Below are 26,140 nucleotides of genomic sequence, written 5' to 3'. Positions count from 1 at the left end.
TCAGGAGTATTCCGATGAAAAAAACGGTCGTTGTCTTTAGTGGTGGACAAGATTCGACAACATGCCTTATTCAAGCAAAAGAAAAGTACGATGAAGTACATTGCATTACATTTAATTATGGACAACGTCATAAAGAAGAAATTGAGGTAGCACAAAAAGTAAGTCAATTGCTGGGGGCAACTGCGCATAAAGTTTTGGATGTAAATTTACTCAATGAACTCGCTATCAGTAGCTTAACTCGCGACAATATACCTGTTCCTGATTTCAAAGAAAGTGAAAAAAGTGATATTCCAAGTACTTTTGTCCCAGGTAGAAATATTGTTTTCCTCACTTTAGCCGCCATTTACGCTTACCAGATTGGGGCTAAAAGTGTCATTACTGGCGTTTGTGAAACTGATTTTTCTGGCTATCCTGATTGTCGTGATGAGTTTGTCAAAGCGCTAAATCATGCGGTCAATTTAGGTATTGCACGTGATATTAAATTTATCACCCCCCTAATGTGGCTAGATAAAGCAGAAACTTGGGCATTAGCGGATTATTATCAAAAATTAGATTTCGTTCGTCATGAAACCTTAACATGCTATAACGGTATTCAAGGTGATGGTTGTGGTGAATGCGCAGCTTGCCATTTAAGACAACGCGGATTAAGCACCTATTTAGCCGATAAAACGCTAATTATGCAGGCAATGAAACAGAAGATAGGATTGAAATAAATACTATAATATCGCCCGCTTATCGTTATCACTGCAACTTACTCGCTAAGACAGTGATAACTAAATAGGCATTATCACTGCCTTAAATTATGTTAAATTAATTCATATTGAGCGCATTACTTTTATTTATAATGAAAAATTACGCTGTATTATGATGACTGACGTACATATTCTAGTTTTTCCCTTAATTGATCCGTTAATGTCAGTGCTTTTTTAGTATTAATATCAACAAGAACAAATGTGATTAATGCGTCAGAGATAAGTGCACCATCTTTTTTTCTCACTATCTTTTGAGATAGCACACCACTTTTAATCCCAACTTCAGCAACTTCACAATCAATAAGTAATTCATCTCCAAGGCTTGCAGGTAAGCGATAATTAATATTGATATTAGCAACCACTAACGCTAAGCCATTACGCTTAAACCAAGCAAAGTCTAAATGTTGTTCAATCCAATCCCATCGAGCCTGTTCTAAAAACTCAAGGTAACGTGCATTATTTACATGTTCAAAAACATCTAAATGAAAACCATAAACTTTAATTAATGTACTCATATAAATCCATTACCTCTTGATTATTATAGTAAGTTTTTTTGATAACGTTTCTTTGCGATACAGTTAATATAGTCAAAAAAATAAATTTAGTAATGTTTTAAACTCACTCTTTTATCTTTCACCTCTTTTAACGAATCAAATTGATGTAAATGTGTTTCCCTTATTACAAAGAGAAACACAGGTTATTAAATCGATATTTATATTTTCAGTAAATGCACTACATTCAATATAAAGTGTAATCTAGCCTATTAATTTATGACGATAGAATCACGATTTTGTTCGACTAATTTCATTCCTATACCAAATACTTTTTCGAGTTGTTCAATAGAAGTAAATCGACCTAGTTGTTCACGGTAATCAATAATAGCTTGAGCTTTCGCTTTACCAATGCCTTTAAGTGTCATTAACTCATCAACCGTCGCTGTATTTAAATCAACCTTACCTTCTACATTGGCTTTTACTTCTTTAGCTTCTTTATCAACGGATGTACTCGTTTCAATAGAAATGGTTGGTATTGAAACAGGCGTCTCTTCTGCATAAGAAAGGGGGGAAAGTCCTAATCCTAAAGCAAGACAGATTGAAGCCATAAATCCTGATAATGTTTTTTTATCCATCGTCATAATCATAATTTCCTTTTATAAAATAATTTTAAATTCAATAGCAAACAGTATTTCCTGAATGCCAAGAAATGATGACAACATATTGATAAATATACAATTACATAAAAATAAAATATCGAGGAAACAGGAAAAATAAAATGAATAAAGATAGAGTTACAAAAAAATTATCGGGGCTGCTCCCAAATATCCTGTTTTAAGAAAAAATAGATATAAACACACTATATCAATATTTAATATCCATAAAAAAACCCAGCCTAAGCTGGGTCTTTTGTTTAAGTTTAAAGATAACTTATTGATAGTCTTTGTCGAAGATCTCAATTTTAGCGTTGTCTTTTAAGTCACGTAAAATCAATTGTAAGGCTTCTTCTCCCATCTGTGCACGATAGAGGTTAGTCATAAACTCTAATTGCTCTGATGTTGGCTTGCCATCTGTTACGCTATCTAATTGAATAAGGACGACTTTAGTACCAGGTACATTAGTCATACTATACTCTTTTTTACCTTCAGCTGGTTTTGGCATAGCAAAAATAGCGGTTTGTACCACATCTGTTGCAGATGAGTGCACCATGCTTTCTTCATTACCAAACGAAATATTTGCAGCTTTCAGTGCTTCTTCACCTTTGCCTTCTTTCAATGCAGCTAACAGTTTTTGAGCTTGTGCATTCATTGCTTGTGATGCTTTTTGCTGTTTAACCAGCATAACAACTTGATCACGTACTTTATCTAACGGTAGACTCGCTGAAGGCTTATAACCTTCTACACGCACGACAAATGCACTATCATTACCTAACGTTACCATATCTGAATTCATGCCCGTAGGGCCATTTTCATCAACTAATGAACCACCAAATATTAATTGGGTCAGCTTTTCATTATTTAATGGTGCTGGTACGGTATTTTCGTCAAACCAATCTGTATCAACAACAGTCACATTACCTGCTTTAGCTGCAGGTGCTAATGTATCGTTATCATTAGAAGCCGCTTGGCTCACTTTCTGTTGTAATGCAAAGAAATCATCAATGGCTTTGTTTTCACGCATTTTTGCCAATAAATCTGTTTTGACTTCATCAAACGGTTTTACAACAGATTGTTTAATGTCATCAAGGCGGAAAATTGCGTAACCATTGCTAATTTTAACAGGTGCAGAAATTTGACCTTTTTCAGTCAAACTTGCCTTAGCCAGTTCTGGCAACTCTTGTCCAATAGTTATCCAACCTAAAGAACCATTTTGTTTTGCAGAGAACGTATCAATTGATTTTTCTTTGACTAACGTAACGAAATCAGCACCTTTTTTCAGTTCTTCTGCTGCGGCTTTAGCTGCTGCTTCATCAGCTAATACTAAAATGCTGTATTGTTTCTGTCCTGCGGCAGTAAATTCATCAATATTGCTGTCGTAATACGCTTTCGCTTCATCATCAGTAATGTTAATACCATTAAGATCTTTTTGAGCATTTAATTGGATATAACTCACTTTAAATTGCTCTGGCGCGATAAACATTTGGTTATTTTGTTCATAGAACGCCTTCACTTCATCATCAGATGCCGTTTCTTTTTCAAGGAATGGCTGAATATCTAATGACGCTAAACGTACATTACGGCTTTGTAGCATCAGTCCCGCAAATTCTTTAACTTCGCTATCTAAGGCAAAATCAGTACCTTGAATAGAGAATCTCACTTGCTGATTAATCAGATTTTGGCGAATACCTTCCGCAAATGCATCTGCATCAATATTATTGCCTTTCAATAAATCGACGTATTTCTTATTGTCAAATTTACCATCAGTTTGAAAGTAAGGAAGTGCAAAAATTGCATCTCTAATTTGTTGATCACCCGCTGAAATACCGAGGTTTTGTGCAAATTGATCAAGTAATGCTTGATTAATCAATAAATCAAGTGATTGTTGGCGGATCAGTTTCTGCCCTTCTTCTGATGAAGCAAGAGCAGCAAAGTTTTCACCCATATCTTGTTGCAACTGAGCACGACGTTGCTGGTAAGCTTGTTCTAATTGAGAACGGCTAATTTTATATCCGTTAACTTCCGCAGCATCATTAACGCCAGAACTAAAAAGATATCCGCCCACACCAGTTAGGACGAAAGAGAGGATGATCACAGCTAATAAAATCTTGATAAAGGGATTATTAGCAGTTGAACGAATGTTGTCCATCATAACGAGACGAGGCTCCGTTTGGTGAAATAAAAATTATTTTTATGAGTGTTACACGACTATTTTGAGCACAGCGAAAAGATAATATGCCCATGCTGGCTTAATATCAAAATATCGCGACACGCGACAATCATTAAAAACAGCCAGTCCCGTATTCAATATACAGTCTTAACACGCACTTCTATCGCTAATAAAACTAAACAGCAATATTTGATTCATTGATTTGATTAACCACTGAATCATTCATTGTTGTCTATTTTAGTTATAGAACAACGCGATATTCTATCAAATGACTACTTTAGTTTCACGTCTTATCGCTAGAGAATTCAAGGTTTAATCGTGATTTAACGTCTAAAAAAAGAAAAGCGCATCTCAAAAAGATGCGCTTCATTTTTTAATTGAGTCGTTTTCTGTTTATCCATAACGTTAAATTAATAACTCTTTGGCAGAAAGTTCGTTCAACTATTATTGATTAACTGCGTCTTTTAAGCCTTTACCCGCACGGAATGCAGGAACTTTTGCAGCTTCAATTTGAATTTCTTTACCTGTTTGTGGGTTACGGCCAGTACGAGCTGCACGATCACGGACAGTAAAAGTACCGAAACCTACTAACGCTACATCATCACCTTTTTGTAAAGATTCAGTGATAGAAGCAACCAGAGCATCTACAACACGACCCGCTGCCGCTTTTGAGATATCTGCATTTGCAGCAATTTTGTCGATCAGTTGAGTTTTATTCACGCTTTCATCCCCATAATTTTATGCGTTATTTTTCACCATTAATGGCAAATTTTGCAAACGTCGTTATATCAAGCCTTTTTAGATATAGCAAGACCGATAAAACAGCATTTTTAATTAAAATCCCCATTAAATTAGCGACACAAAAAAAGGCTGGCAAGCTTTTATTACTTATCCAGCCTTTTTTTTTAGCTATAATTTATGACTAGTATCACTCTTTAGTGCGATTTATCCGTCACAATTTCCACGCCAAATGGCGAGTTTTGTAGGGCTAACGATAAAACTTCCTCAATTGTTTTCACCGGATGAATATCCAGGTCAGCAACAATATTTTCAGGAATTTCTTCTAAATCACGTTTATTTTCATCTGGGATAAGAACTGTCTTAATTCCACCACGATGTGCAGCAAGTAACTTTTCTTTCAGTCCACCAATTGGCAATACTTGTCCACGTAACGTAATTTCACCCGTCATAGCAACATCAGAACGAACAGGGTTACCCGTTAAGCTTGATACCAATGCGGTACACATTGCGATACCCGCACTTGGACCATCTTTTGGTGTCGCCCCTTCAGGAACGTGAACGTGTATATCGCGTTTTTCATAGAAATCGCTATTGATACCCAGCTTATCCGCGCGAGCACGAACAACCGTCATTGCCGCTTGGATAGACTCTTGCATTACTTCACCTAAAGAACCTGTGAATGTTAGCTTGCCTTTACCCGGTACACTCGCTGTTTCAATTGTCAGGAGATCGCCACCAACTTCAGTCCATGCAAGTCCTGTTACCATACCTACTCGGTTTTCTGTATCAGCACGACCATAGTCGACTTTACGAACACCTAAGTAGTCTTTGAGATTATCTTCATTGATCTCAATATGTTTGATGGTGCTATCCATGAGCAGTTGTTTCACGGCTTTACGGCATAATTTAGAAATTTCACGTTCTAAACTACGTACACCCGCTTCACGAGTGTAATAACGAATAATGCCCATAATGGCGCTGTCATGAATTGTCAGCTCATTTGGTTTTAATGCATTACGTTCAATCTGTTTTGGTAACAAGTGCTGTTTAGCAATGTTCAGCTTTTCATCTTCGGTATAACCCGATAAACGAATCACTTCCATACGATCTAACAGCGGTGCCGGTATATTCATGGAATTAGATGTCGCCACAAACATAACATCAGACAGATCGTAATCAACTTCCAGATAATGGTCATTAAATGCGATATTTTGTTCGGGATCTAACACCTCTAACAGCGCAGATGCAGGATCGCCTCGCATATCTGATGACATCTTGTCAATTTCATCTAATAGGAAAAGTGGGTTTTTCACGCCAACTTTTGCCATTTTCTGAATTAATTTACCCGGCATAGAACCAATATAAGTACGGCGGTGACCACGTATTTCAGCTTCATCACGCACACCACCTAACGCCATGCGAACATATTTACGGCCTGTTGCTTTAGCAATGGATTGGCCTAGTGAGGTTTTACCTACACCAGGAGGCCCTACCAAACACAAAATTGGCCCTTTAATTTTGCTAACACGAGACTGTACCGCGAGGTATTCAAGGATACGCTCTTTTACTCGTTCTAAACCATAATGGTCAGTATCAAGCACTTCTTGCGCTTTCACTAAGTCTTTTTTAACTTTGCTACGGCTATTCCAAGGAACTTGAACCATCCAGTCGATATAACTACGTACAACCGTAGCTTCTGCTGACATTGGCGACATCATTTTTAACTTCTGAAGTTCCGCTTCTGTCTTTTCTTTCGCCTCTTTGGGCATTTTTGCAGCATCGATTTTACGTTTCAGCGATTCCATTTCATCAGGCGCATCATCCATCTCACCTAGCTCTTTTTGAATCGCTTTCATTTGTTCATTGAGATAATACTCTCGCTGACTTTTTTCCATCTGCTTTTTAACGCGATTACGAATGCGTTTTTCGACTTGTAGCAGATCGATTTCTGATTCCATCATCGCCATTAAATACTCTAGGCGTTCAGTTACATCAGACATTTCAAGTACAGCTTGCTTATCTTTCAGTTTCAGCGGCATATGAGACGCAATGGTATCTGCTAATTTTGCTGATTCTTCGATAGCGTGTAATGAGGCCAATACCTCTGGCGGAATTTTTTTATTCAGTTTGATATAACCTTCAAACTGATTAATCGTCGTACGATTTAAAACTTCTTGTTCACGCTCATCAACAGCTGGCGTTTCAAGGTATTCTGCTTTCGCCTGAAAATACTCGCCATTATCAGATAACATCGTAATTTTCGCACGACGAATACCTTCAACAAGGACTTTCACAGTTCCATCAGGCAATTTTAGCATCTGTAAAACAGACGCTACTGTACCAACAGAAAAAAGATCATTAACACCTGGTTCGTCAGTAGATGCATCTTTCTGCGCAACCAGCATAATTTGTTTGTTGTCGTTCATCGCCGCTTCTAAGCAATGAATTGATTTTTCACGACCAACGAACAACGGGATCACCATATGCGGATATACAACGACATCACGCAGTGGCAATACAGGTATTTCAATACATTCTGGACGCTCAGGATTCATAGAGCTCTCTCTTCGTTTTTAGCTTAACGCTTTTACAGGTAATTTTATTCGTATGTACCAAATAAAATTAATTCCACGGATTGTCAAAATATATAAGGGCACTTTTCTGACATTCAATAGCCTTACCCATTAAAAAAACAAAATGAGGGAAAATTCCCTCATTTTTATTGCGTTGGCGCGCTTTATCTTAAATTTCTCGCCTAATTAGGAAAGAATTACAGATAATGTCAGATAAGAGACATTGCCAAATTACGATGCATTATTCACCTGATGCCTGGTTTTCTGGTTGACTATAAATAATCAACGGCTCAGATTTTCCATTGATGACACCTTCATCAATAACAACTTTCTCTGCATTTTCAAATGAAGGAAGGTCATACATCGTATCAAGTAATGCAGCTTCAACAATCGAACGTAAACCACGAGCACCCGTTTTACGTACCATGGCTTTTTTCGCGATTGCGGTCAGTGCTTCTTTACGAAATTCTAAATCCACACCTTCTAACTTAAATAATGCCTGATATTGTTTTGTCAGCGCATTTTTAGGCTCTTGTAAGATTTGGATCAACGCATCTTCGTTTAATTCACCTAATGTCGCAACAACAGGCAAACGTCCAATAAATTCAGGAATAAGTCCAAATTTAATTAGATCTTCTGGCTCTACTTGAGCTAATAGTTCACCTTCGCTGGCTTTCTCTTTTTGGCTTTTCACTTCTGCGCCAAAGCCAATGCCTGAGTGTGTATTTAAACGTTGTGCAACAACTTTATCAAGACCAGCAAATGCACCACCACAAATGAAGAGGATTTTAGAAGTATCAACCTGTAAAAACTCTTGTTGTGGATGCTTACGCCCTCCTTGCGGAGGAACCGAAGCCACTGTCCCTTCAACTAATTTCAATAATGCTTGTTGTACACCTTCACCAGACACATCGCGTGTGATTGATGGATTTTCAGATTTACGTGTGATCTTGTCAATTTCATCAATATAAACAATACCACGTTGTGCTTTTTGCACGTCGTAATCACATTTTTGTAGCAGTTTTTGAATAATGTTTTCAACATCTTCACCCACATAACCCGCTTCTGTCAGCGTTGTGGCATCTGCCATAGTAAAAGGGACATCAAGGTAGCGTGCTAATGTTTCCGCTAATAGCGTTTTACCACTACCAGTCGGTCCAATCAGCAGAATATTACTTTTCCCTAGCTCAACACCATTGGCTTTATCGCCATTACGCAGGCGTTTATAGTGATTATAAACGGCAACAGCCAGAACTTTTTTAGCCAATTCTTGACCAATAACATAGTCATCAAGGTGCTTACGAATTTCATGTGGCGTCGGCAATTCACTGCGTTCATGATGAGGCGCCAGTTCTTTTATTTCTTCACGAATAATATCGACACAAAGGTCAACACATTCATCACAGATATAAACCGACGGACCAGCAATTAACTTTTTCACTTCATGCTGGCTTTTACCGCAGAAAGAGCAATACAGAAGCTTCCCGGAGCTATCTTTGCGCTTATCTGTCATCAGTCAACCTCACTTAGTTATTCTTCTTATCAATTTATAAGAAGAAGAAAGACTTTTTTACATAGATATTGATAGCCGCTTCCTTTATGTTATTGACTAACAAAGGAAACGTATTAATTCATTTGCTATTACAACGCGCGATAATTAGCTACGTTGTGTATAGACTTTATCCACTAATCCGTATTCTAACGCTTCGTTAGCGGATAAGAAACGATCTCGCTCAGTGTCTCTTTCTATTTCTTCAATAGATTTCCCCGTATGCTGAGCCATTAACTCATTCATACGCGATTTTACTTTCAAAATTTCTTGCGCATGAATTTGAATATCTGTTGCTTGACCTTGGTAACCACCCAGTGGTTGGTGGATCATCACACGAGAATTAGGTAAGCAAATACGTTTACCCTTAGCACCGGCTGATAGCAAGAAAGCGCCCATTGAGCACGCTTGCCCCATGCAAATCGTGCTGACATCTGCTTTGATATATTGCATGGTGTCATAAATAGACATACCTGCTGTAATCACACCACCTGGTGAGTTAATATATAAATTGATGTCTTTTTCTGGGTTTTCTGCTTCTAAAAATAGCATTTGAGCGACGATCAAGTTCGCCATATGATCTTCAACTTGGCCAGTCAGGAAAATAATACGTTCTTTTAATAAACGTGAATAAATGTCGTAAGAACGCTCTCCTCGCGAAGTTTGCTCTATAACCATCGGCACCAGAGCCATATTAGGTGCGAATTGTTCCTGTGTGTCGTTAAATGACATGTCTGTCTCCTATTGCATTCTTATTGGTGCCAATGACAACAATTTTACTTGAGATAATTGATCATGACCATTTCTAATGATCTAATCTCTCACAAGACATTCAAGGCGCCTCGCGAGGAGTGATAAAGAGAATATAGAATTATCTGGAGATAATCGCTCAGATTTCAAGGCAAATTTTGATAAATATATACAAACTGAAAAAAACCCGTGGTAAAAACCACGGGTTTTTGCTTAAAACCGATATTCGCGGTTAAGAATTAACCCATTTGAACTTCATTCATCAGTTCAGTGAAGTTAGTTTCTTTTTCAGTTACTTTAGCATTTGCTAAGATTTTTTCTACCGCTTGCTCTTCTAATGCAAGATTACGGATGTTATTCATCAGTTGTTCGTTCTTGTTGTAGAACTCAACAACTTCTGATGGATCTTCGTAAGCTGAAGCCATTTCGTCGATCAATGTATTAACACGTTCTTCTTCTGCTTTCAGTTCATTACTATTGATCACTTCACCTAACAGTAATCCAACGATTACACGACGTTTAGCTTGTTCTTCGAACAGTTCACGTGGTAATTGCAGAGCTTGCTTCTCGTCACCACCAAAGCGTTGAGCTGCTTGACGTTGCAGTACTTCAATTTCGCTGTCTACAGCGGCTGCAGGTACGTCAACTTCGTTCGCTTTAACTAAGCCATCAATAACTTGTGTTTTAACACGAGTACGGATTGCATTTTTCAGTTCACGTTCCATGTTTTTACGTACTTCTGCACGTAAACCATCAACAGAACCATCAGCAATACCAAAACGCTTGATGAACTCTTCCGTTAATTCTGGCAGTTCACGCTCTTCAACTTTTTTCAGGTTGATAGCGAATTGTGCTTTTTTACCTTTCAGGTTTTCAGCGTGGTAATCTTCCGGGAACGTCACATCAATTGTGAATTCTTCACCAGCTTTATGACCGATAACACCTTCTTCAAAACCTGGGATCATACGACCTTGCCCCATTGCCAGTACGAAATCTTCAGCTTTTCCGCCTTCGAATTCTTCACCGTCAATAGAACCGTTGAAATCAACAGTTACGCGATCTTCTGCAGCAACTGCGCCGTCTTTGTCTTTCCACTCTGCTTGTTGCTTACGCAGTGTTTCTAACATGTTATCAACGTCTTCGTCTTTAACAGTGACAACAGGTTTTACAACTTCAATGCTTTCCAGACCTTTCAGTTCGATTTCTGGGAAAACTTCGAATTCCACAGAGTAAACAAAGTCTTCACCTTCTTTGTATTGCTCTGGTTTGTAGTCAGGCGCGCCAACTGGGTTTACTTTGTTTTCGATGATAGCGTTAATGAAATTACGCGACATTAAATCACCGAGAACATCATTCAGTACAGACATACCGTAACGCTGTTTAACCATAGACATTGGAACGTGACCTTTACGGAAACCATCAATGCGAACAGTTTTAGCAGCTTTTTTCAGTTCACTGTCTACAGCAGTTTGGATATCAGCGGCTGGTACGGTGATTGTGACACGACGCCCTAGGCCTTGAGTCGTTTCAACAGAAACTTGCATCTTGTTACCTCAAAATAAGTTTTAGTGCTCGGTCTACTTTAAAGGAAACTAATATGACATTGGCATATTGAGAGTTATTTTCCTTTCAGAACCGGGGCCGCCACATTTAAAAAAACGAGGATCCCTGATATCAGAAGCATCCCGAAACCTTACTGAAAATTAGACGCGACATTATAACGATCTAGAGGGGTTGAGTCGAGAAAGAGCCGTTTTATTCCTCAATTTTTTCATAAAATCGAGTAAGTCGCCCCTTTTTCCCTCTACAAAGAACAAAAAATACGCATCTTAGGATCTATTTACTCATGATTAACGACAATATCGTTAATCTTCTTGGCTTCCACCACGACATCCAGGAGAGCGTAATGCCTTATCCTGTTGTTCATTCCATTCATTCAACGTAAAAGTGTGCAATGCAAGTGCATGAACACCATTTTCCATTTCGTGCGCTAAAGTTTGATACACATCGCGATGGCGTGAAACACTGCGTTTGTCATTAAATTCATCACTAACGATAATGACTTTAAAGTGGCTTTCAGAGCCTTCAGGCACATTATGGCGATGGCTTTCGTTTATTACTTGTAAAAAATGCGGTGAAAAGCGCGAAATCAGCTTATTCTCAATATTATCACGGATCATCTCTGCCCCTAATACTCTGCCTTTATATCATGGCGAACAAAAAATAAGTTGACCAGATTATATTGATAAAGTCTTTATCAATACAAAATGATGAGCTTATTCTTTTTAATTTTGCTGATGATAATCGCTTATTTTTCATCTTGAGTAAAACCATTGACTAAATATTGTCAAATGCATGAGCAAAAATGGGGGTAATTTGAAATAAAATCAATTGATAAAATCAGATAATTTCGTTCGTTAAAGGGATATTAGCAACCTATCAGCAGTGGTATGATAGGCTAAAGTTTGAAGCCTATTCTACTTGTTAAGACAACAGACATATTTAACCGAGATGACCTCATGATTAAAAATTTACTCTGTGCTGTTTTTGCATTAACACTGCTTTCAGGTTGTGCAACTCCTAGTAACAAACTTTCTATTGAGCCTGTGATGTCAGTTCCTGCGGCCGATCCCACTATGCGCCCAATCTCACTGAATATTTCAAGCCAAGACAAACGTCCATCAAAAAACCTCGCGGAAATTAACCGTAACGGAAAACTAGAAGTACTTGTTCCAACACGTGATATTGCATTTTTAATGCAAGAAGTGTTGCAAAAACAAATGACAGCCCGTGGTTTTATGGTGGGTTCTCCTGCTAGTGCTGATGTGATTATTGTTATCAATAAACTCAATGCAGATGTTGGCGAAGGTAGTGTTCGTCATAATATCAGTGCCAAAGCAGATATTTCCGTTATCGTCACCTTACCAAATGGCAGTTCCAATACCAAAACATTCCGTACTAGCTACAATGTTCAGGGTCCATTTGGTGCAACCAATGAGAAAATTGCGGCTGCGATTAACAATGTCTTAAGTGAACTTGTTAGCGATATGGCAAAAGACGCCTCAATCAGTCAATTTATCAAATCTAACGCTCGTTAATTTTATTTAAAATAAACGGCCTGTTGTCTAAAACAGGTCGTTGAAAGGAATTTTGCATGGTTCAGCCCGCCTTCAAACAAACCACTTGGTATAAATCATTTATTCTTCTGTTACTTGGCTTTACTTCTGGGTTACCACTGGCGTTAACAGCAGGTACATTACAAGCGTGGATGACAGTAGAAAATATTGATTTAAAAACCATCGGTTTCTTCTCATTGGTGGGACAAGCTTATGTTTTTAAATTTCTTTGGTCGCCTTTTATGGATCGCTATACCCCTTCTTTTCTTGGTCGACGTCGAGGATGGATGTTACTCACCCAAATAGGGTTAATACTCGGTATTGCGGGAATGGGTTTTTTAAATCCTAATGACCATTTATGGTGGCTTGCCTCTTTAGCGGTTATTGTTGCTTTTTGCTCTGCCTCACAAGATATTGTTTTTGATGCCTATAAAACGGATATATTAAAAGCCGATGAGCGCGGTACTGGTGCTGCGGTTTCTGTATTAGGTTATCGCATAGCAATGCTTGTTTCTGGCGGAATGGCGCTTTGGCTTGCTGATAAATATATTGGCTGGCAAAACATGTACTGGTTAATGGCAGCCTTAATGGGCGTAGGTATTCTTGCCACACTACTTGCCCAAGAGCCAGAAACCGCCGTAAAACCACCTCGTACACTCTATGAAGCAGTTATTGAGCCTTTATATGAATTTTTCTCTCGTAATAATGCATGGTTAATTTTACTACTTATTGTACTTTATAAAATGGGCGATGCGTTTGCCCTTAGTTTAAGTACAACCTTTCTGATTCGTGGTGCTGGATTTGATGCTGGTGAAGTCGGATTAGTTAATAAAACACTAGGACTTGCTGCCACTATTGTGGGTGCATTATTAGGTGGTTTATTAATGCGTCGCTGGAGCTTATTTAAAGCTCTGATGGTTTTTGGTATTTTACAAGGTGGCTCAAATATTGGATATTGGTATCTCGCCGTCTCAGAACAAAGCATTTATAGCATGGGTGCTGTGGTTGCCTTTGAAAATATTTGTGGCGGTATGGGAACTGCAGCATTTGTTGCTTTATTAATGACACTATGTCACCTCTCCTTTTCAGCAACACAATTTGCTCTTCTTTCTGCACTCTCTGCTATAGGTCGTGTTTATGTTGGCCCTGTTGCAGGTTGGTATGTTGAAAGTCACGGTTGGGAAGCCTTTTATATTTTCTCTATCATTGCTTCTGTTCCTGGTCTTATCCTACTGCTAATTTCAAAAAACACACTTATTTATACGCAAAAAACGGGCGAATTTCTTAGAAGAACACAATTTATAAAACAATACCGTTTTGCTCTCTATGGTTTGATACTGGCCGTACTCTTCTTTATTTGTAGCTTAATACTAGTTATTACTAACTCACTGCCAAGCTTAGAACTATTTCAATCTATTGATTTTATTCAATCAATCAATATTAAATTATTAAGTCATTGGGCATCATCACTCTTTTTATATGGTGTCATTATTGGTGCCGTAAGTCTCGTTGTTGGTACAATATTAGATTATTTAGCACTCAGAAAAACAACACACTAGTTTCGTTATATTTCTGTATGTTAATGAGAAAAGGACAGCCTAAGCTGTCCTTTTTCTTTATCTTAACAAAAACAGTTACTGATTATTTTATTTATCTAAATAGTCTTACTTTAACTGATTTACCTTTAATTTTGCCTTGTTGTAACTGCTTCCAAACTTGTTTAGCAATAGATTGTTTTACCGCAACATAAGCATGGGTCTGATTAATCATAATTTTGCCAATATCAGCACCACTAAACCCCATATCCCCAGTTAATGCGCCTAAAATATCACCCGGACGCATTTTAGCTTTTTTACCACCATCAATACATAATGTTGCCATCATCGCCTCAAGTGGGGTGATTTGCAGACCACTAGGGACAGGTAGCCAATTTATCTTCATATGAAGCATTTCTTCTAATGCATTAGCACGCTGAATTTCTTCGGGAGCACAAAAACTAATTGCTAATCCGCTTTCACCCGCTCTTGCTGTACGGCCAATACGGTGAACATGCACTTCAGGATCCCACGATAATTCGTAATTAATCACCATTTCCAACGCTTTAATATCAAGCCCACGAGCTGCAACATCTGTTGCCACTAACACACGACAGCTACCATTAGAAAAACGAATTAAAGTTTGGTCACGTTCCCGTTGCTCCATATCGCCATGTAATGCAAGCACACTCTGATTGCTTTCTGTCAGTGTTTCATACACATCTTGGCAATCTCTTTTTGTATTACAGAACACCACACAAGAGGCGGGTTGCTCACGACTTAATAATTTTTGCAATAACCCTATTTTGCCATGACGCGATATTTCATAAAATTGCTGTTCAACAGCAGGAAGCTCATCAACTGAATTTATTTCAATAGTAATCGGATTTTGCTGTATTTTACGGCTAATTGTAGCGATTTCATTTGGCCATGTTGCAGAAAAAAGTAGTGTTTGGCGAGCCGTTGGTATACGAGAAATAATATCATTGATATCATCAAAAAAACCCATATCCAGCATTCTATCAGCTTCATCCAGTACTAATGTTTTTACATCATCTAAAGTGACCGTCTCTTTTTTCAAGTGATCGAGCAATCTCCCCGGTGTCGCCACAATAATGTGAGCTGCGTGAATTAATGAATCACGTTGAATACTAAAGGGAACTCCCCCGCATAAAGTTAATACTTTAATATTAGGTAAATAACGAGCAAGGCGACGTAATTCATTTGCAACCTGATCAGCAAGCTCTCTCGTTGGGCATAAGATTAGTGATTGGGTATTAAACTGTTTTGCATCAATATGTTGTAATACGCCCAAACCAAAAGCCGCCGTTTTACCACTACCTGTTTTTGCCTGAGCACGGACGTCTTTTCCTGCAAGAATAGCGGGTAAAGCAGCTTCTTGAACAGAAGTCATAGTTAAATAACCCAATTCATTAAGATTAGCGAGTTGTTCAGCAGGCAGTGCGTTAAGTTCAGCAAATGAGGTCACAATGAAAATTCCAAGTAAGATAAAAATAAATATTAACTAATGATACTACCCCTTCATTCTTGTGTCGTGAGGTATTTTTTCACTGTTCATATTACTTTTTAATCTAAGCACCTTTTTCTATCATTATCTTCTTAAATTTCCTCTTCTTTTCACGTGTTCTTTTTTTTATTTTTACTATTAACTCGAAAAAACAAATAAAAAATACAAAACTTCCTATTTTTTAAACTAATATAAAAATTCCAGAAACAGATCTCATTTAAACATCTAATTTCTAGAAAATGGATTTTTATAGTTTATTATTCTAATAAAAAAGAAAAGCTAAACATTCACCGCAACTATAATCGACCATAAACCATCGAGAAAATTTATGATCAAAAAACCATTTTTGTTTGTCATCGCAACAACATTCTCTTTATCTTCTCAAGCAAGTTATTTAGGAGGATTTGCCAGCACCAGTATTAACTACTTAGATTGGACAACACATACCACACACAAAACTGGCAAAACGTCCCATAAAGATGATTTTGCCTATTTAGAACTTGAAGGTGGCGCCAATTTTTCATGGGGAGAGTTTTATGGTTTTTTCGATTTAGAAAACCCCTTTAATAAAAAAGAAACTCAGCCAGGAGATAATCAGCGCTATACCGTCAAAAGCACCGCTCGTATTTATTTAGGTAATAGTAACTTTAATTTATATGGACATGTTTATGGAACATGGTCACTTCCCGGTAAAAAATACGGTGGCAACTTCCATGAAGTAAATACACTTTACGGTTTTGGCTATAACACACAAATTGCTAATTTGTGGTTCAAACCTTTTATTGCCCTTCATTATGTCGACCAGTCTAAATATTCAGGTAACAACGGTTATGTCGCTGGTTGGATTGCAGGGTATGATTTTAATATAAAAAATCAAAAATTTAGCCTGACAAACTGGCATGAAATGGAGTTTCAGAGACATAAACGTTATGGCAATGGAGGTAAAAATGGCATTAATGGCGCTTTAGCCATTTGGTGGCATCCAACAACATCTATCACTACTGGTATTCAATATCGTTATGCTTATAAAAAGCTAGGAGAGAATTTTCTGCAAGACGGTATTGTATATAGCTTGAAATATAATTTCTGATAGAAAATTGTTAATTTTTATTACAGCGGATTGGTTTTTATCCGCTGTAATTCTTTTTTCTCACTTAAAGTAAAATGTTCTCATTGGATATAAACATTCAACAAACAATCTATTATCGATATTAAAAATTATGTAGTAGACAAATTTAAATATTAAACGTCAAAATAAAAAGAATTTATCTCACAAACTCTCCTCCGACCTCCCTATTGCTACTTTTTTACTCAAAATACGTTTTCTTACACTTTTTACTGCATTTTTATTTGTAAAAATATGTATTTATTTTATAAGTATGGTACTTTATGAAATTATCGTTAAGATCTAATAATTAAGTTAACAATTATTTAATAACCCAGTTACTTGTGATCACATTAACACAAAAGACTAACCAACACCTTACTTACCATTACAATTGTTTACACTGTCGCAACCTTACCGTAAAATGTCCTTACTGATACTGATGAAACAACAATAGAACCTTTGTCATTTAGGTCGTTGGATGAGACTTATGAAATACATAAAAAGTATTGGGACATTTTCGCTATTAGTAGCCACGCTCTTATTAAGTGGCTGTGAGATGGCGTTAATGGATCCCAAAGGCGCTATCGGCGCTGAGCAAAAAACATTAATCCTCATTGCACTTGGTTTAATGTTGATTGTTGTGATACCGGTAATATTGATGGTGATTGTTTTCGCTTATCGCTACCGTGAATCCAATACAAAAGCTACCTACCGCCCAAACTGGGCTCACTCAAATAAAATTGAACTCGTTGTTTGGACTGTGCCAATTATCATTATCGTGATTTTGGCTAGCATCACTTGGAAAACAACCCATGAGCTTGATCCTTACAAGCCTTTAGAGTCCACAGAAAAACCAATCACTATTGAAGTTATTTCAATGGATTGGAAATGGTTGTTTATCTATCCAGAACAAGGTATTGCAACAGTCAATGAATTAGCGTTTCCTGCTAATGTGCCTGTTAATTTCAAAATCACGTCTGACTCCGTCATGAACTCATTCTTTATCCCTCGCTTAGGTGGCCAAATCTATGCGATGGCTGGAATGCAGACCAAACTTCACCTAATTGCTAACGAGCCTGGAGAATACCCAGGAATATCAGCAAGCTATAGTGGGCATGGTTTCTCTGATATGAAGTTTACAGCAATAGCAACGCCTGATCGTGCTGGTTTTGATGCATGGGTTGAGAAAGTAAAACAATCATCAGATACGTTAAATACCACTGCTGCATTTAATGAACTTGCTAAACCAAGCCAGAAAAATCCAGTGACCTACTATTCAAGCGTGAAGCCAATGCTATTCCAAGAGACCATTTCTAAATTTGGTCACACTGGTCATGGCGCTCACACCAGTAGCAATCAGACAGCACATGCTGATGCAACAATGAATATGAACATGGGCCATGCGGCGCATGCAGGAGCAGAGGAATAAAGGCATGTTCGGAAAATTAACTCTTGATGCAATCCCGCTACATGAACCAATTATCGTAGTCACTTTACTCGGTATTGTTCTTGGTGGGCTTGCTGTTGTTGGTGCACTAACTTATTTTCGTAAATGGAAATGGTTGTGGAGCGAATGGTTAACCAGCGTTGACCATAAAAAAATTGGTATTATGTATATCATCGTTGCAATGGTCATGATGTTCCGTGGCTTTGCCGATGCCATTATGATGAGAAGCCAACAAGCACTCGCCTCTGCAGGTGAAGCAGGCTTCTTACCTCCTCATCACTATGATCAGATTTTTACCGCACACGGCGTTATCATGATTTTCTTCATGGCAACACCTTTTGTTGTGGGTCTGATGAACCTCGTTGTACCTTTACAGATTGGTGCTCGTGATGTGGCATTCCCATTCCTAAACTCATTAAGCTTCTGGTTCTTTGTCGTGGGTGTGTTGTTAATCAACATCTCTTTAGGTATTGGTGAATTCGCGCAAACAGGTTGGTTAGCTTATCCACCACTTTCAGGCTTGGAATATAACCCAGGAGTCGGGGTCGATTATTGGATATGGAGTTTACAGATATCTGGTATTGGTACACTTCTAACAGGGGTTAACTTCTTCGCGACTATCTTGCGTATGCGTGCGCCGGGTATGAGCATGATGAAAATGCCAGTATTCTCTTGGGCGGCTTTATGTACTAACGTCCTGATTATCGCAGCATTCCCTATTTTAACCGTCACGATTACATTGTTAACGTTAGACCGCTATCTTGGTACACACTTCTTTACCAATGATATGGGCGGTAACATGATGATGTATATCAACCTCGTATGGGCTTGGGGTCATCCAGAAGTTTATATCCTTGTTCTGCCTGTCTTTGGCGTGTTCTCTGAAGTCACGGCAACTTTCTCTAAAAAACGGTTATTTGGTTATACCTCATTAGTCGGTGCGACTGTTGTAATTACCGTATTATCATTTATCGTTTGGTTACACCACTTCTTTACCATGGGCTCTGGCGCTAACGTAAACGCCTTCTTTGGTATCGCCACCATGATCATCGCCATACCGACAGGGGTTAAGATCTTTAACTGGCTGTTTACGATGTATCAAGGTCGTATCGAATACAAAAGCCCAATGTTATGGACTATCGGTTTCCTTATTACCTTCTCTGTAGGGGGAATGACCGGCGTTCTGTTAGCCGTTCCGGGTGCAAACTTTGTTTTACATAACAGTTTATTCTTAATTGCTCACTTCCATAACGTGATTATCGGTGGTGTAGTGTTCGGCTGTTTCGCTGGTATGACTTACTGGTTCCCTAAAGCATTCGGTTTCACCCTAAATGAAAAATGGGGGATTCGTGCATTCTGGTTCTGGTTTATCGGGTTCTTTATGGCCTTTATGCCACTGTATATTCTTGGCTTTATGGGTATGACTCGTCGTTTAAGCCAAAATATCAATCCAGAATTTAACCCAATGCTACTAGTTGCCGCTGGGGGAGCTGCACTAATTGCTATCGGTATTGCTTGCCAGGTTATCCAAATTTACGTAAGTATTCGCGACCGTGATCAAAACCGTGATTTAACGGGCGATCCATGGGGTGGACGTACTCTCGAGTGGTCAATTTCTTCACCTGCACCTTTCTACAACTTCGCTGTTGAACCTAATGTGCAAACTCGTGATGAGTGGTGGGATCAAAAAGAAAAAGGCACTGCTTACCAGCGCCCAACGAAATACGAACCCATCCATATGCCAAAAAATACAGGCGCAGGTGTGATTATTTCAGCATTCAGCTTAGTCCTTGGCTTTGCCATGATCTGGCATATCTGGTGGTTAGCTATCGTTGGTTTCGCTGGCATGATTGTCACTTGGATCGTGAAAAGCTTCGATACAGATGTCGATTACTATGTCCCAGTACCTGAAATTGAAGCTATCGAGAATAAGCATTATGAAGAACTGAAAAAAGCAGGTGTAAAATAATGTCTACTCAAACTGTAAATAACACAAACGCCCATGAGCATCATGGGCACCACGATGCAGGAGCGACGAAAGTTTTCGGCTTCTGGATCTACCTAATGAGCGACCTTATCCTGTTTGCCAGCTTATTTGCCACTTATGCGGTGCTTGTCAACGGGATTGCAGACGGTCCTTCTGGTAAAGAAATTTTTAGCTTACCTTTTGTTTTAGTTGAAACCTTCTTACTGCTGTTTAGTAGTATTACTTTTGGTTTCGCTATGCTGAGCATGAATAAAGGCAGTGTTAGCCAAGTTAATCTGTGGTTATTTGTCACTTTCTTATTCGGCTTAGGTTTCGTCATCATGGAAGTTTACGAATTCCATGAATTGATTGCAGAAGGTTATGGCCCAGATCGCAGTGCATTCTTATCTGCATTCTTTGCATTAGTTTCAACGCACGGCCTTCACGTAACAGCAGGTTTAATTTGGATTGTGATTATGATGATCCAAGTATCACGCCGTGGTTTAACTGAAGTTAACCGTACTCGTTTAAGCTGTTTAAGTCTGTTCTGGCACTTCCTTGACGTTGTCTGGATTTGTGTGTTCACCGTAGTTTATCTGATGGGAGCGATGTAATGAGTCATCCAAATACTTCTCCTTCAGGCGCAAGCCACGGCAGCATGAAGTCTTATCTGATTGGCTTTATTCTGTCTGTTATCCTCACCGTTATTCCATTTTGGATGGTGATGGAAGGAACAGCGACACCAGCAACCATTCTATGGACCGTTGTCGGTATGGCAGTTGTGCAGATTATTGTTCATTTAGTCTGCTTCTTACATATGAATACGTCATCAGAAGAGCGCTGGAACGTCGTCGCATTCCTGTTCACACTGCTTATTATCGGCATTGTTGTCGTAGGCTCGTTGTGGATTATGTACAACCTGAACATCAATATGATGATGGATTAAGAGTTGTCGCTATGATTAAGCAATACCTACAAGTCACCAAACCAGGAATTATTTTCGGAAATTTAATTTCTGTAATAGGTGGTTTTCTTCTCGCCTCCAAAGGTGAAATTGACTACCCCCTATTTGTCGCGACTCTACTTGGGGTGTCTCTGGTCGTTGCTTCTGGTTGTGTTTTTAACAACTATATTGACCGTGATATTGACCGTATCATGGAAAGAACGAAGAATCGCCCATTAGTTAAAGGATTAATTGACCCTCGAATTAGCCTGATTTATGCCTCAGTATTAGGTATTGCAGGTGTTGTGCTGCTCTATGTAGCAGCCAACCCGCTTGCAATGTTTATCGCTGTATTTGGTTTTATTATTTATGTTGGGGTTTATAGCCTCTACATGAAGCGTAAATCTGTTTACGGTACGCTGATTGGAAGTTTATCTGGCTCTGCACCACCTGTTATCGGTTATTGTGCCGTTAGCGGTGAGTTTGATGCGGGTGCGGCAATCCTATTACTTATCTTTAGTTTGTGGCAGATGCCTCACTCTTATGCCATTGCGATTTTCCGATTTAAAGACTATCAAGCAGCCAATATTCCAGTATTGCCCGTTATTAAGGGGATCTCAGTCGCTAAACGCCATATCATTCTTTATATTCTGGCATTTATGATTGCAACCTTAATGCTGACATTAGTTGGATATGCAGGCTATAAATATCTGATAGTCGCTTCAGCCGTCAGTATTTGGTGGTTAGGCATGGCTTTATCCGGTTACAAAGCAACCAATGATAAAGTGTGGGCACGAAAATTATTTATTTTCTCTATTGTAGCAATCACTTCATTAAGTGTAATGATGTCGGTTGATCCAACAAGCTCAACAGAAACTGTCCTTGCTTATCTAAGATAATGTATTTATTAAAATAACCGAAAGACCAGTCAGCCTTCTGACTGGTCTTTTTTTATCCTTTTTTACGACTTAAGAAGATATCAGTACAATTTTGGCTTTTTTGCATTCTATTTATTGATTAACCTCGTTATAAAATGTCATTACAATGGGGTATCAGTAATACGAGGTAATCCATGAATGATAATAAAATGACCCCATTAGAGCGCAAAGCGACATGGGGACTAGGCACTGTTTTTTCTCTTCGCATGCTTGGCATGTTTATGGTACTCCCTGTTTTAACCACTTATGGGCTTCAACTACAGCATGCAACAGAATCACTCATTGGATTAGCCATCGGTATTTATGGATTAACACAAGCGGTATTCCAAATTCCTTTTGGTATCTTCTCTGATAAATTTGGTCGAAAACCTATGATTGTTTTCGGCCTAATTATTTTTATTGTCGGAAGTCTCATTGCCGCTCTGAGTGACAATATTTATGGCATTATTATTGGTCGAGCGCTACAAGGTGCGGGAGCCATATCGGCCGCAGTTATGGCTTTACTGTCTGACTTAACTCGGGAACAAAATAGAACAAAAGCGATGGCTTTTATCGGTATCAGCTTTGGGATAACCTTTGCTTTAGCCCTCGTTTTAGGACCAGTCTTAACACATATTTTTGGTTTACATGGACTCTTTTGGGGGATCGCCCTACTTGCCTTTGGTGGAATTCTTATTACGCTTTTTACCGTTCCCAATAGTGAACACCATATTCTTAATCGAGAATCTGGTTTTGTCCGTGGCAGTGTAAAAAAAGTCTTATTTGACCCACAGCTTCTTAAGTTGAATACGGGTATTTTTTCACTACATACTTTATTAATGGCTGCATTTGTTGCGCTTCCTCTGGTTATGAATAGCGCCGGTTTAGCAAAAGAAAAACACTGGATTGTTTATCTTGTCACCATGCTTATCGCTTTTATTACTGTATTGCCTTTTATTATCTACGCAGAAAAAAAACGTAAAATGAAACAGGTTTTCTTATTCTGTATCTTTTTACTGATTATCGCTCAAGTTATTTTAATAAGCTCTGACTCTAGTTTATGGCTAATTATTGCTGGCATTCAGGTCTTTTTTATTGGCTTTAATATTATGGAAGCACTACTACCTTCATTAATTAGTAAAGAAGCACCCGCTGGCTATAAAGGTACAGCAATGGGAATTTATTCCACCAGCCAATTTTTAGGTGTGGCATTGGGAGGTATTTTAGGTGGATGGCTTTATCAGCATTATGATGCACAAATCGTATTTCTAGGCTGTTTAGTGATTGGCATTATTTGGTTTTTGATTAGTTTAACCTTACGTCAACCCGCTTATGTTAGCAGTTTACGTATTGAATTACCGTCTAATCTGTCTTTAGGTCAGCAACAAAAACTACAACAAATATTTAAACAACAACCAGGTGTTAATGAAGTTGTGATTATTGCTGATGAGCAAAGCGCCTATATCAAAGTGGACACCAAACAAACACCGAGAGCAACATTAGAGTCCTTAATCTCTTCTATAGAATGAAAACAAAAATGCGCTGAATAAACAGCGCATTTTTATGACTAAATAAATTGTTAGTCACGGAAGTTATTAAATTGGAATGGCTGCCCTAGCTCACCTTCTCGGACTAATTTCATTACAGCTTGTAAATCATCACGGGATTTGCCTGTAACACGAACTTGTTCACCTTGAATTTGAGCTTGTACTTTTAATTTACTGTCTTTAATTAACTTAACAATTTTCTTTGCTAATACAGTATCAATCCCTTGTTTTAAAGTGGCTTCTACGCTGTACATTTTTCCACTGTGAGTCATTTCTTCGGGGATATTTAATACTGCACCATCGATCCCTCTTTTTGCCATTTTCTCACGCAGAATATCTAATAATTGCTGAACTTGAAATTCAGATACGCTGGTTGTTTTCACTGACTCTGCTTTTTCGTTTAATTCAAAACTGGCTTCGACATTACGAAAATCCCAACGAGTAGTCAGTTCACGTTGTGCGTTTTCCACCGCATTACGCACTTCATGTAAGTCAACTTCAGATACGATATCAAAAGATGGCATTCTTTCTTCCTCAATAAATAAATACAATCCAAATAATAGCTTCTTTTAAGGTTGCAAAAAAGCATTGCACATTCAATAACGACTTTATCACTCAAATTCATACTGATAGTAAAGAGCAAACATACTTTAAACAGAGAAGCACAATCAATGTTATAATTTCAGAAAGATACTCTAGTGATAGCAAGTCACCGCCTTACTCTATTACGATTTTTAAAAGAAGAGGCACAATGAAAATTACCGTTTTAGGATGTGGTTCAATAGGTAAACTTTGGATCGCCGCATTAACACTTCAAACTCATGAAGTACAAGGCTGGCTAAGAGTGCCACAACCTTTTTTAGATGTGAGTGTCGATAATATTAATGGTGAGCCTTTTTATCAGCGCATTATCGCGAATCAACTTGAATGGTTAAAACAAAGCGAATTACTTATTGTTTGCTTAAAATCGTGGCAAGTCTCAGATGCTGTAAATGCACTTCTACCTTATTTATCCGCACAATGTCCTATCTTATTAATTCATAATGGTATGGGAACTGCTGATGAATTAACAGCAACACAACACCTTATCACTAGACCCATTTTGCAAGGCATTATTACTCATGGTGCTTATCAACAAGGCCAGAACGTTATTCACACAGCTACAGGTATAACACATATTGGCCCATTAAATAGTGTTGCTCAGCAATACAGTCATTTAGCAGAAATACTTCATCATGCATTACCCGATGTTGCTTGGCACAATGATATCCATACCATTAGTTGGCTAAAATTAGCTGTAAATTGTGTTATTAATCCATTAACTGTTTATTATCAGTGTCGTAATGGGGATTTATTGCGCTACCCTGAGCATATTCACAAAATTTGTGATGAAGTTTATCAAGTGATGGAGCGTGAAGGTGTTATCCCTACGTCTAAAACACATCTGCATGGCTACATTATTGATACCATAGAACAAACGGCAAATAATTATTCATCTATGTATCAAGATGTGAAGTATCAACGTCACACAGAGATTGACTATATTACCGGTTATTTATTACGTCGAGCGTCAGCGCAAGGCCTTGTTTTACCGGAAAATAACCACCTTTTTCAATTTATCAAACAACAGGAAGGTAATTATGACCATATCAGCGATCATCTGCCTAGCTAATGGAAGCGAAGAAACAGAAGTCGTGACCACCGCAGACTTATTAATAAGAGCGGGCATTCATGTGGTACTTGCTAGTGCAGAAGATGATGTTGATGATCTTGTTATCACTTGTTCTCGTGGTATTAAACTTGTCGCTGATGCGCCTCTAGTTCGTGTTGTTGATCATCACTATGACGTTATTATTCTCCCCGGTGGATTACAAGGTACTGAAACATTGAGAGATAGCCCTTTAGTGGTCGAAAAAGTACGTCGCATGCACAGTGAAAATAAACTTGTGGCTGCGATTTGTGCTGCTCCTGCAATCATTCTTGAAACTCATAATATTTTTCCTATTGGAAATATGACAGGCTTCCCTGCATTAAAAGATAAAATATCACCGAAAAAATGGGTTGATTACCGAGTCTATTTTGATGAAAGAGTAAACTTAATTACTAGCCAAGCGCCCGCAACATCTATCGATTTTGCACTAAAAATTATCGAACGCTTAAAAGGTAAAGAAGTCGCTGCCGATGTTGCCAAACAACTTGTATTACCACCCGGTATTTATAATTACCGAGATGAATTTACTGGGTTCGGGGATAGATAGAAAAATAACTAGAACTGTTTAAAATATAAATATTGTTTAAGTGGTTCTAGTTTCATTCCTGATATTCTTTATATTTAGAATGCTTTCAAC

The 26,140-nt window shown here is 38.3% G+C and carries 23 protein-coding genes; 12 read left to right on the top strand and 11 right to left on the bottom strand.

All coding sequences use genetic code 11. The features are described 5' to 3' along the window. Nucleotides 1-14: 14 nt before the first annotated feature. The gene (gene queC, locus GWI97_RS03495; RefSeq protein WP_161751840.1) at nucleotides 15-713 is read left to right on the top strand and encodes a 7-cyano-7-deazaguanine synthase QueC; all 699 of its coding nucleotides are present in this window, start codon (nucleotides 15-17) and stop codon (nucleotides 711-713) included. A gap of 149 nt (nucleotides 714-862) precedes the next feature. On the opposite strand, the gene GWI97_RS03490 is transcribed toward queC, so the two are convergent. The 9 genes from GWI97_RS03490 to bolA form a co-directional block, all read right to left on the bottom strand. Next, nucleotides 863-1,267, bottom strand: a complete 405-nt coding sequence (locus tag GWI97_RS03490) for an acyl-CoA thioesterase (protein WP_036932875.1) — start codon at nucleotides 1,265-1,267, stop codon at nucleotides 863-865. A 248-nt stretch (nucleotides 1,268-1,515) separates the two neighbouring features. Next, nucleotides 1,516-1,890, bottom strand: coding sequence for a ComEA family DNA-binding protein (locus tag GWI97_RS03485; RefSeq protein ID WP_373369203.1), 375 nt, complete (start codon nucleotides 1,888-1,890; stop codon nucleotides 1,516-1,518). 286 nt (nucleotides 1,891-2,176) lie between these two features. Further along, complete coding sequence (ppiD, locus tag GWI97_RS03480; protein WP_087802974.1) at nucleotides 2,177-4,054, bottom strand: peptidylprolyl isomerase; 1,878 nt, start codon at nucleotides 4,052-4,054, stop codon at nucleotides 2,177-2,179. 462 nt (nucleotides 4,055-4,516) lie between these two features. Next, entirely contained in the window at nucleotides 4,517-4,792 is a 276-nt protein-coding gene (gene hupB / locus GWI97_RS03475; RefSeq protein WP_036911695.1) for a nucleoid-associated protein HU-beta, read from the bottom strand. Nucleotides 4,793-5,007: 215 nt separating this feature from the next. Then, nucleotides 5,008-7,368, bottom strand: a complete 2,361-nt coding sequence (gene lon / locus GWI97_RS03470) for an endopeptidase La (RefSeq protein ID WP_036932879.1) — start codon at nucleotides 7,366-7,368, stop codon at nucleotides 5,008-5,010. 259 nt (nucleotides 7,369-7,627) lie between these two features. Then, on the bottom strand, nucleotides 7,628-8,899 hold the full coding sequence (gene clpX, locus GWI97_RS03465) for an ATP-dependent protease ATP-binding subunit ClpX (RefSeq protein WP_036932880.1): 1,272 nt from the start codon (nucleotides 8,897-8,899) through the stop codon (nucleotides 7,628-7,630). 144 nt (nucleotides 8,900-9,043) lie between these two features. Then, nucleotides 9,044-9,667 carry an ATP-dependent Clp endopeptidase proteolytic subunit ClpP gene (clpP, locus tag GWI97_RS03460; RefSeq protein WP_004245088.1) on the bottom strand — a complete coding sequence of 208 codons (624 nt, stop codon included), beginning with the start codon at nucleotides 9,665-9,667 and terminating at the stop codon, nucleotides 9,044-9,046. Between the two features lie 257 nt (nucleotides 9,668-9,924). Beyond that, nucleotides 9,925-11,229: a trigger factor gene (gene tig / locus GWI97_RS03455; protein ID WP_036932882.1), complete on the bottom strand. Its 1,305-nt coding sequence runs from the start codon at nucleotides 11,227-11,229 to the stop codon at nucleotides 9,925-9,927. Nucleotides 11,230-11,550: 321 nt separating this feature from the next. Beyond that, nucleotides 11,551-11,865, bottom strand: a complete 315-nt coding sequence (bolA, locus tag GWI97_RS03450) for a transcriptional regulator BolA (protein ID WP_036932883.1) — start codon at nucleotides 11,863-11,865, stop codon at nucleotides 11,551-11,553. Nucleotides 11,866-12,204: 339 nt separating this feature from the next. Here bolA and GWI97_RS03445 point away from each other — a divergent pair, with 339 nt between their 5' ends. Continuing rightward, entirely contained in the window at nucleotides 12,205-12,783 is a 579-nt protein-coding gene (locus tag GWI97_RS03445) for a YajG family lipoprotein (protein WP_036932884.1), read from the top strand. 56 nt (nucleotides 12,784-12,839) lie between these two features. Further along, nucleotides 12,840-14,360 carry a muropeptide MFS transporter AmpG gene (ampG, locus tag GWI97_RS03440; RefSeq protein ID WP_036932885.1) on the top strand — a complete coding sequence of 507 codons (1,521 nt, stop codon included), beginning with the start codon at nucleotides 12,840-12,842 and terminating at the stop codon, nucleotides 14,358-14,360. A gap of 91 nt (nucleotides 14,361-14,451) precedes the next feature. Here the strand turns inward: ampG and dbpA are convergent, their stop codons facing one another. Further along, nucleotides 14,452-15,825 (bottom strand): ATP-dependent RNA helicase DbpA, encoded by a 1,374-nt coding sequence (gene dbpA / locus GWI97_RS03435; RefSeq protein WP_036932886.1) that lies wholly within the window; start codon nucleotides 15,823-15,825, stop codon nucleotides 14,452-14,454. Nucleotides 15,826-16,192: 367 nt separating this feature from the next. On the opposite strand from dbpA, the gene GWI97_RS03430 reads away from it, so the two are divergent. The 7 genes from GWI97_RS03430 (at nucleotide 16,193) to GWI97_RS03400 (ending at nucleotide 23,774) form a co-directional block, all read left to right on the top strand. After that, nucleotides 16,193-16,954 carry a nucleoside-specific channel-forming Tsx family protein gene (locus GWI97_RS03430; RefSeq protein WP_036932887.1) on the top strand — a complete coding sequence of 254 codons (762 nt, stop codon included), beginning with the start codon at nucleotides 16,193-16,195 and terminating at the stop codon, nucleotides 16,952-16,954. 496 nt (nucleotides 16,955-17,450) lie between these two features. Next, complete coding sequence (cyoA, locus tag GWI97_RS03425; RefSeq protein ID WP_036932888.1) at nucleotides 17,451-18,401, top strand: cytochrome o ubiquinol oxidase subunit II; 951 nt, start codon at nucleotides 17,451-17,453, stop codon at nucleotides 18,399-18,401. 4 nt (nucleotides 18,402-18,405) lie between these two features. Then, on the top strand, nucleotides 18,406-20,388 hold the full coding sequence (gene cyoB, locus GWI97_RS03420) for a cytochrome o ubiquinol oxidase subunit I (RefSeq protein WP_036932889.1): 1,983 nt from the start codon (nucleotides 18,406-18,408) through the stop codon (nucleotides 20,386-20,388). Then, on the top strand, nucleotides 20,388-20,999 hold the full coding sequence (locus GWI97_RS03415; protein WP_036932890.1) for a cytochrome o ubiquinol oxidase subunit III: 612 nt from the start codon (nucleotides 20,388-20,390) through the stop codon (nucleotides 20,997-20,999). Before cyoB ends, GWI97_RS03415 begins: the two co-directional genes overlap by 1 nt. Further along, nucleotides 20,999-21,331, top strand: coding sequence for a cytochrome o ubiquinol oxidase subunit IV (locus tag GWI97_RS03410; RefSeq protein WP_036932891.1), 333 nt, complete (start codon nucleotides 20,999-21,001; stop codon nucleotides 21,329-21,331). The genes GWI97_RS03415 and GWI97_RS03410 overlap by 1 nt, the downstream gene beginning before the upstream one ends. Nucleotides 21,332-21,342: 11 nt before the next feature. Beyond that, the gene (cyoE, locus tag GWI97_RS03405) at nucleotides 21,343-22,227 is read left to right on the top strand and encodes a heme o synthase (protein WP_087803036.1); all 885 of its coding nucleotides are present in this window, start codon (nucleotides 21,343-21,345) and stop codon (nucleotides 22,225-22,227) included. Between the two features lie 173 nt (nucleotides 22,228-22,400). Further along, complete coding sequence (locus tag GWI97_RS03400) at nucleotides 22,401-23,774, top strand: MFS transporter (protein WP_036932893.1); 1,374 nt, start codon at nucleotides 22,401-22,403, stop codon at nucleotides 23,772-23,774. Nucleotides 23,775-23,824: 50 nt separating this feature from the next. Here GWI97_RS03400 and GWI97_RS03395 read toward each other — a convergent pair whose 3' ends face one another. Next, nucleotides 23,825-24,316, bottom strand: coding sequence for a YajQ family cyclic di-GMP-binding protein (locus tag GWI97_RS03395; protein ID WP_036932894.1), 492 nt, complete (start codon nucleotides 24,314-24,316; stop codon nucleotides 23,825-23,827). Nucleotides 24,317-24,543: 227 nt separating this feature from the next. On the opposite strand from GWI97_RS03395, the gene panE reads away from it, so the two are divergent. Then, entirely contained in the window at nucleotides 24,544-25,464 is a 921-nt protein-coding gene (panE, locus tag GWI97_RS03390; RefSeq protein WP_036932895.1) for a 2-dehydropantoate 2-reductase, read from the top strand. Further along, on the top strand, nucleotides 25,433-26,050 hold the full coding sequence (gene yajL, locus GWI97_RS03385) for a protein deglycase YajL (RefSeq protein ID WP_036932896.1): 618 nt from the start codon (nucleotides 25,433-25,435) through the stop codon (nucleotides 26,048-26,050). Before panE ends, yajL begins: the two co-directional genes overlap by 32 nt. Nucleotides 26,051-26,140 lie beyond the last annotated feature (90 nt).

The sequence above is a fragment of the Proteus sp. G2300 genome, assembly GCF_009915965.1.
Lineage (GTDB): Bacteria > Pseudomonadota > Gammaproteobacteria > Enterobacterales > Enterobacteriaceae > Proteus > Proteus vulgaris.
Note: the sequence above shows the minus strand (reverse complement) of the source record. Positions and strands in the feature narration are given on the sequence as shown.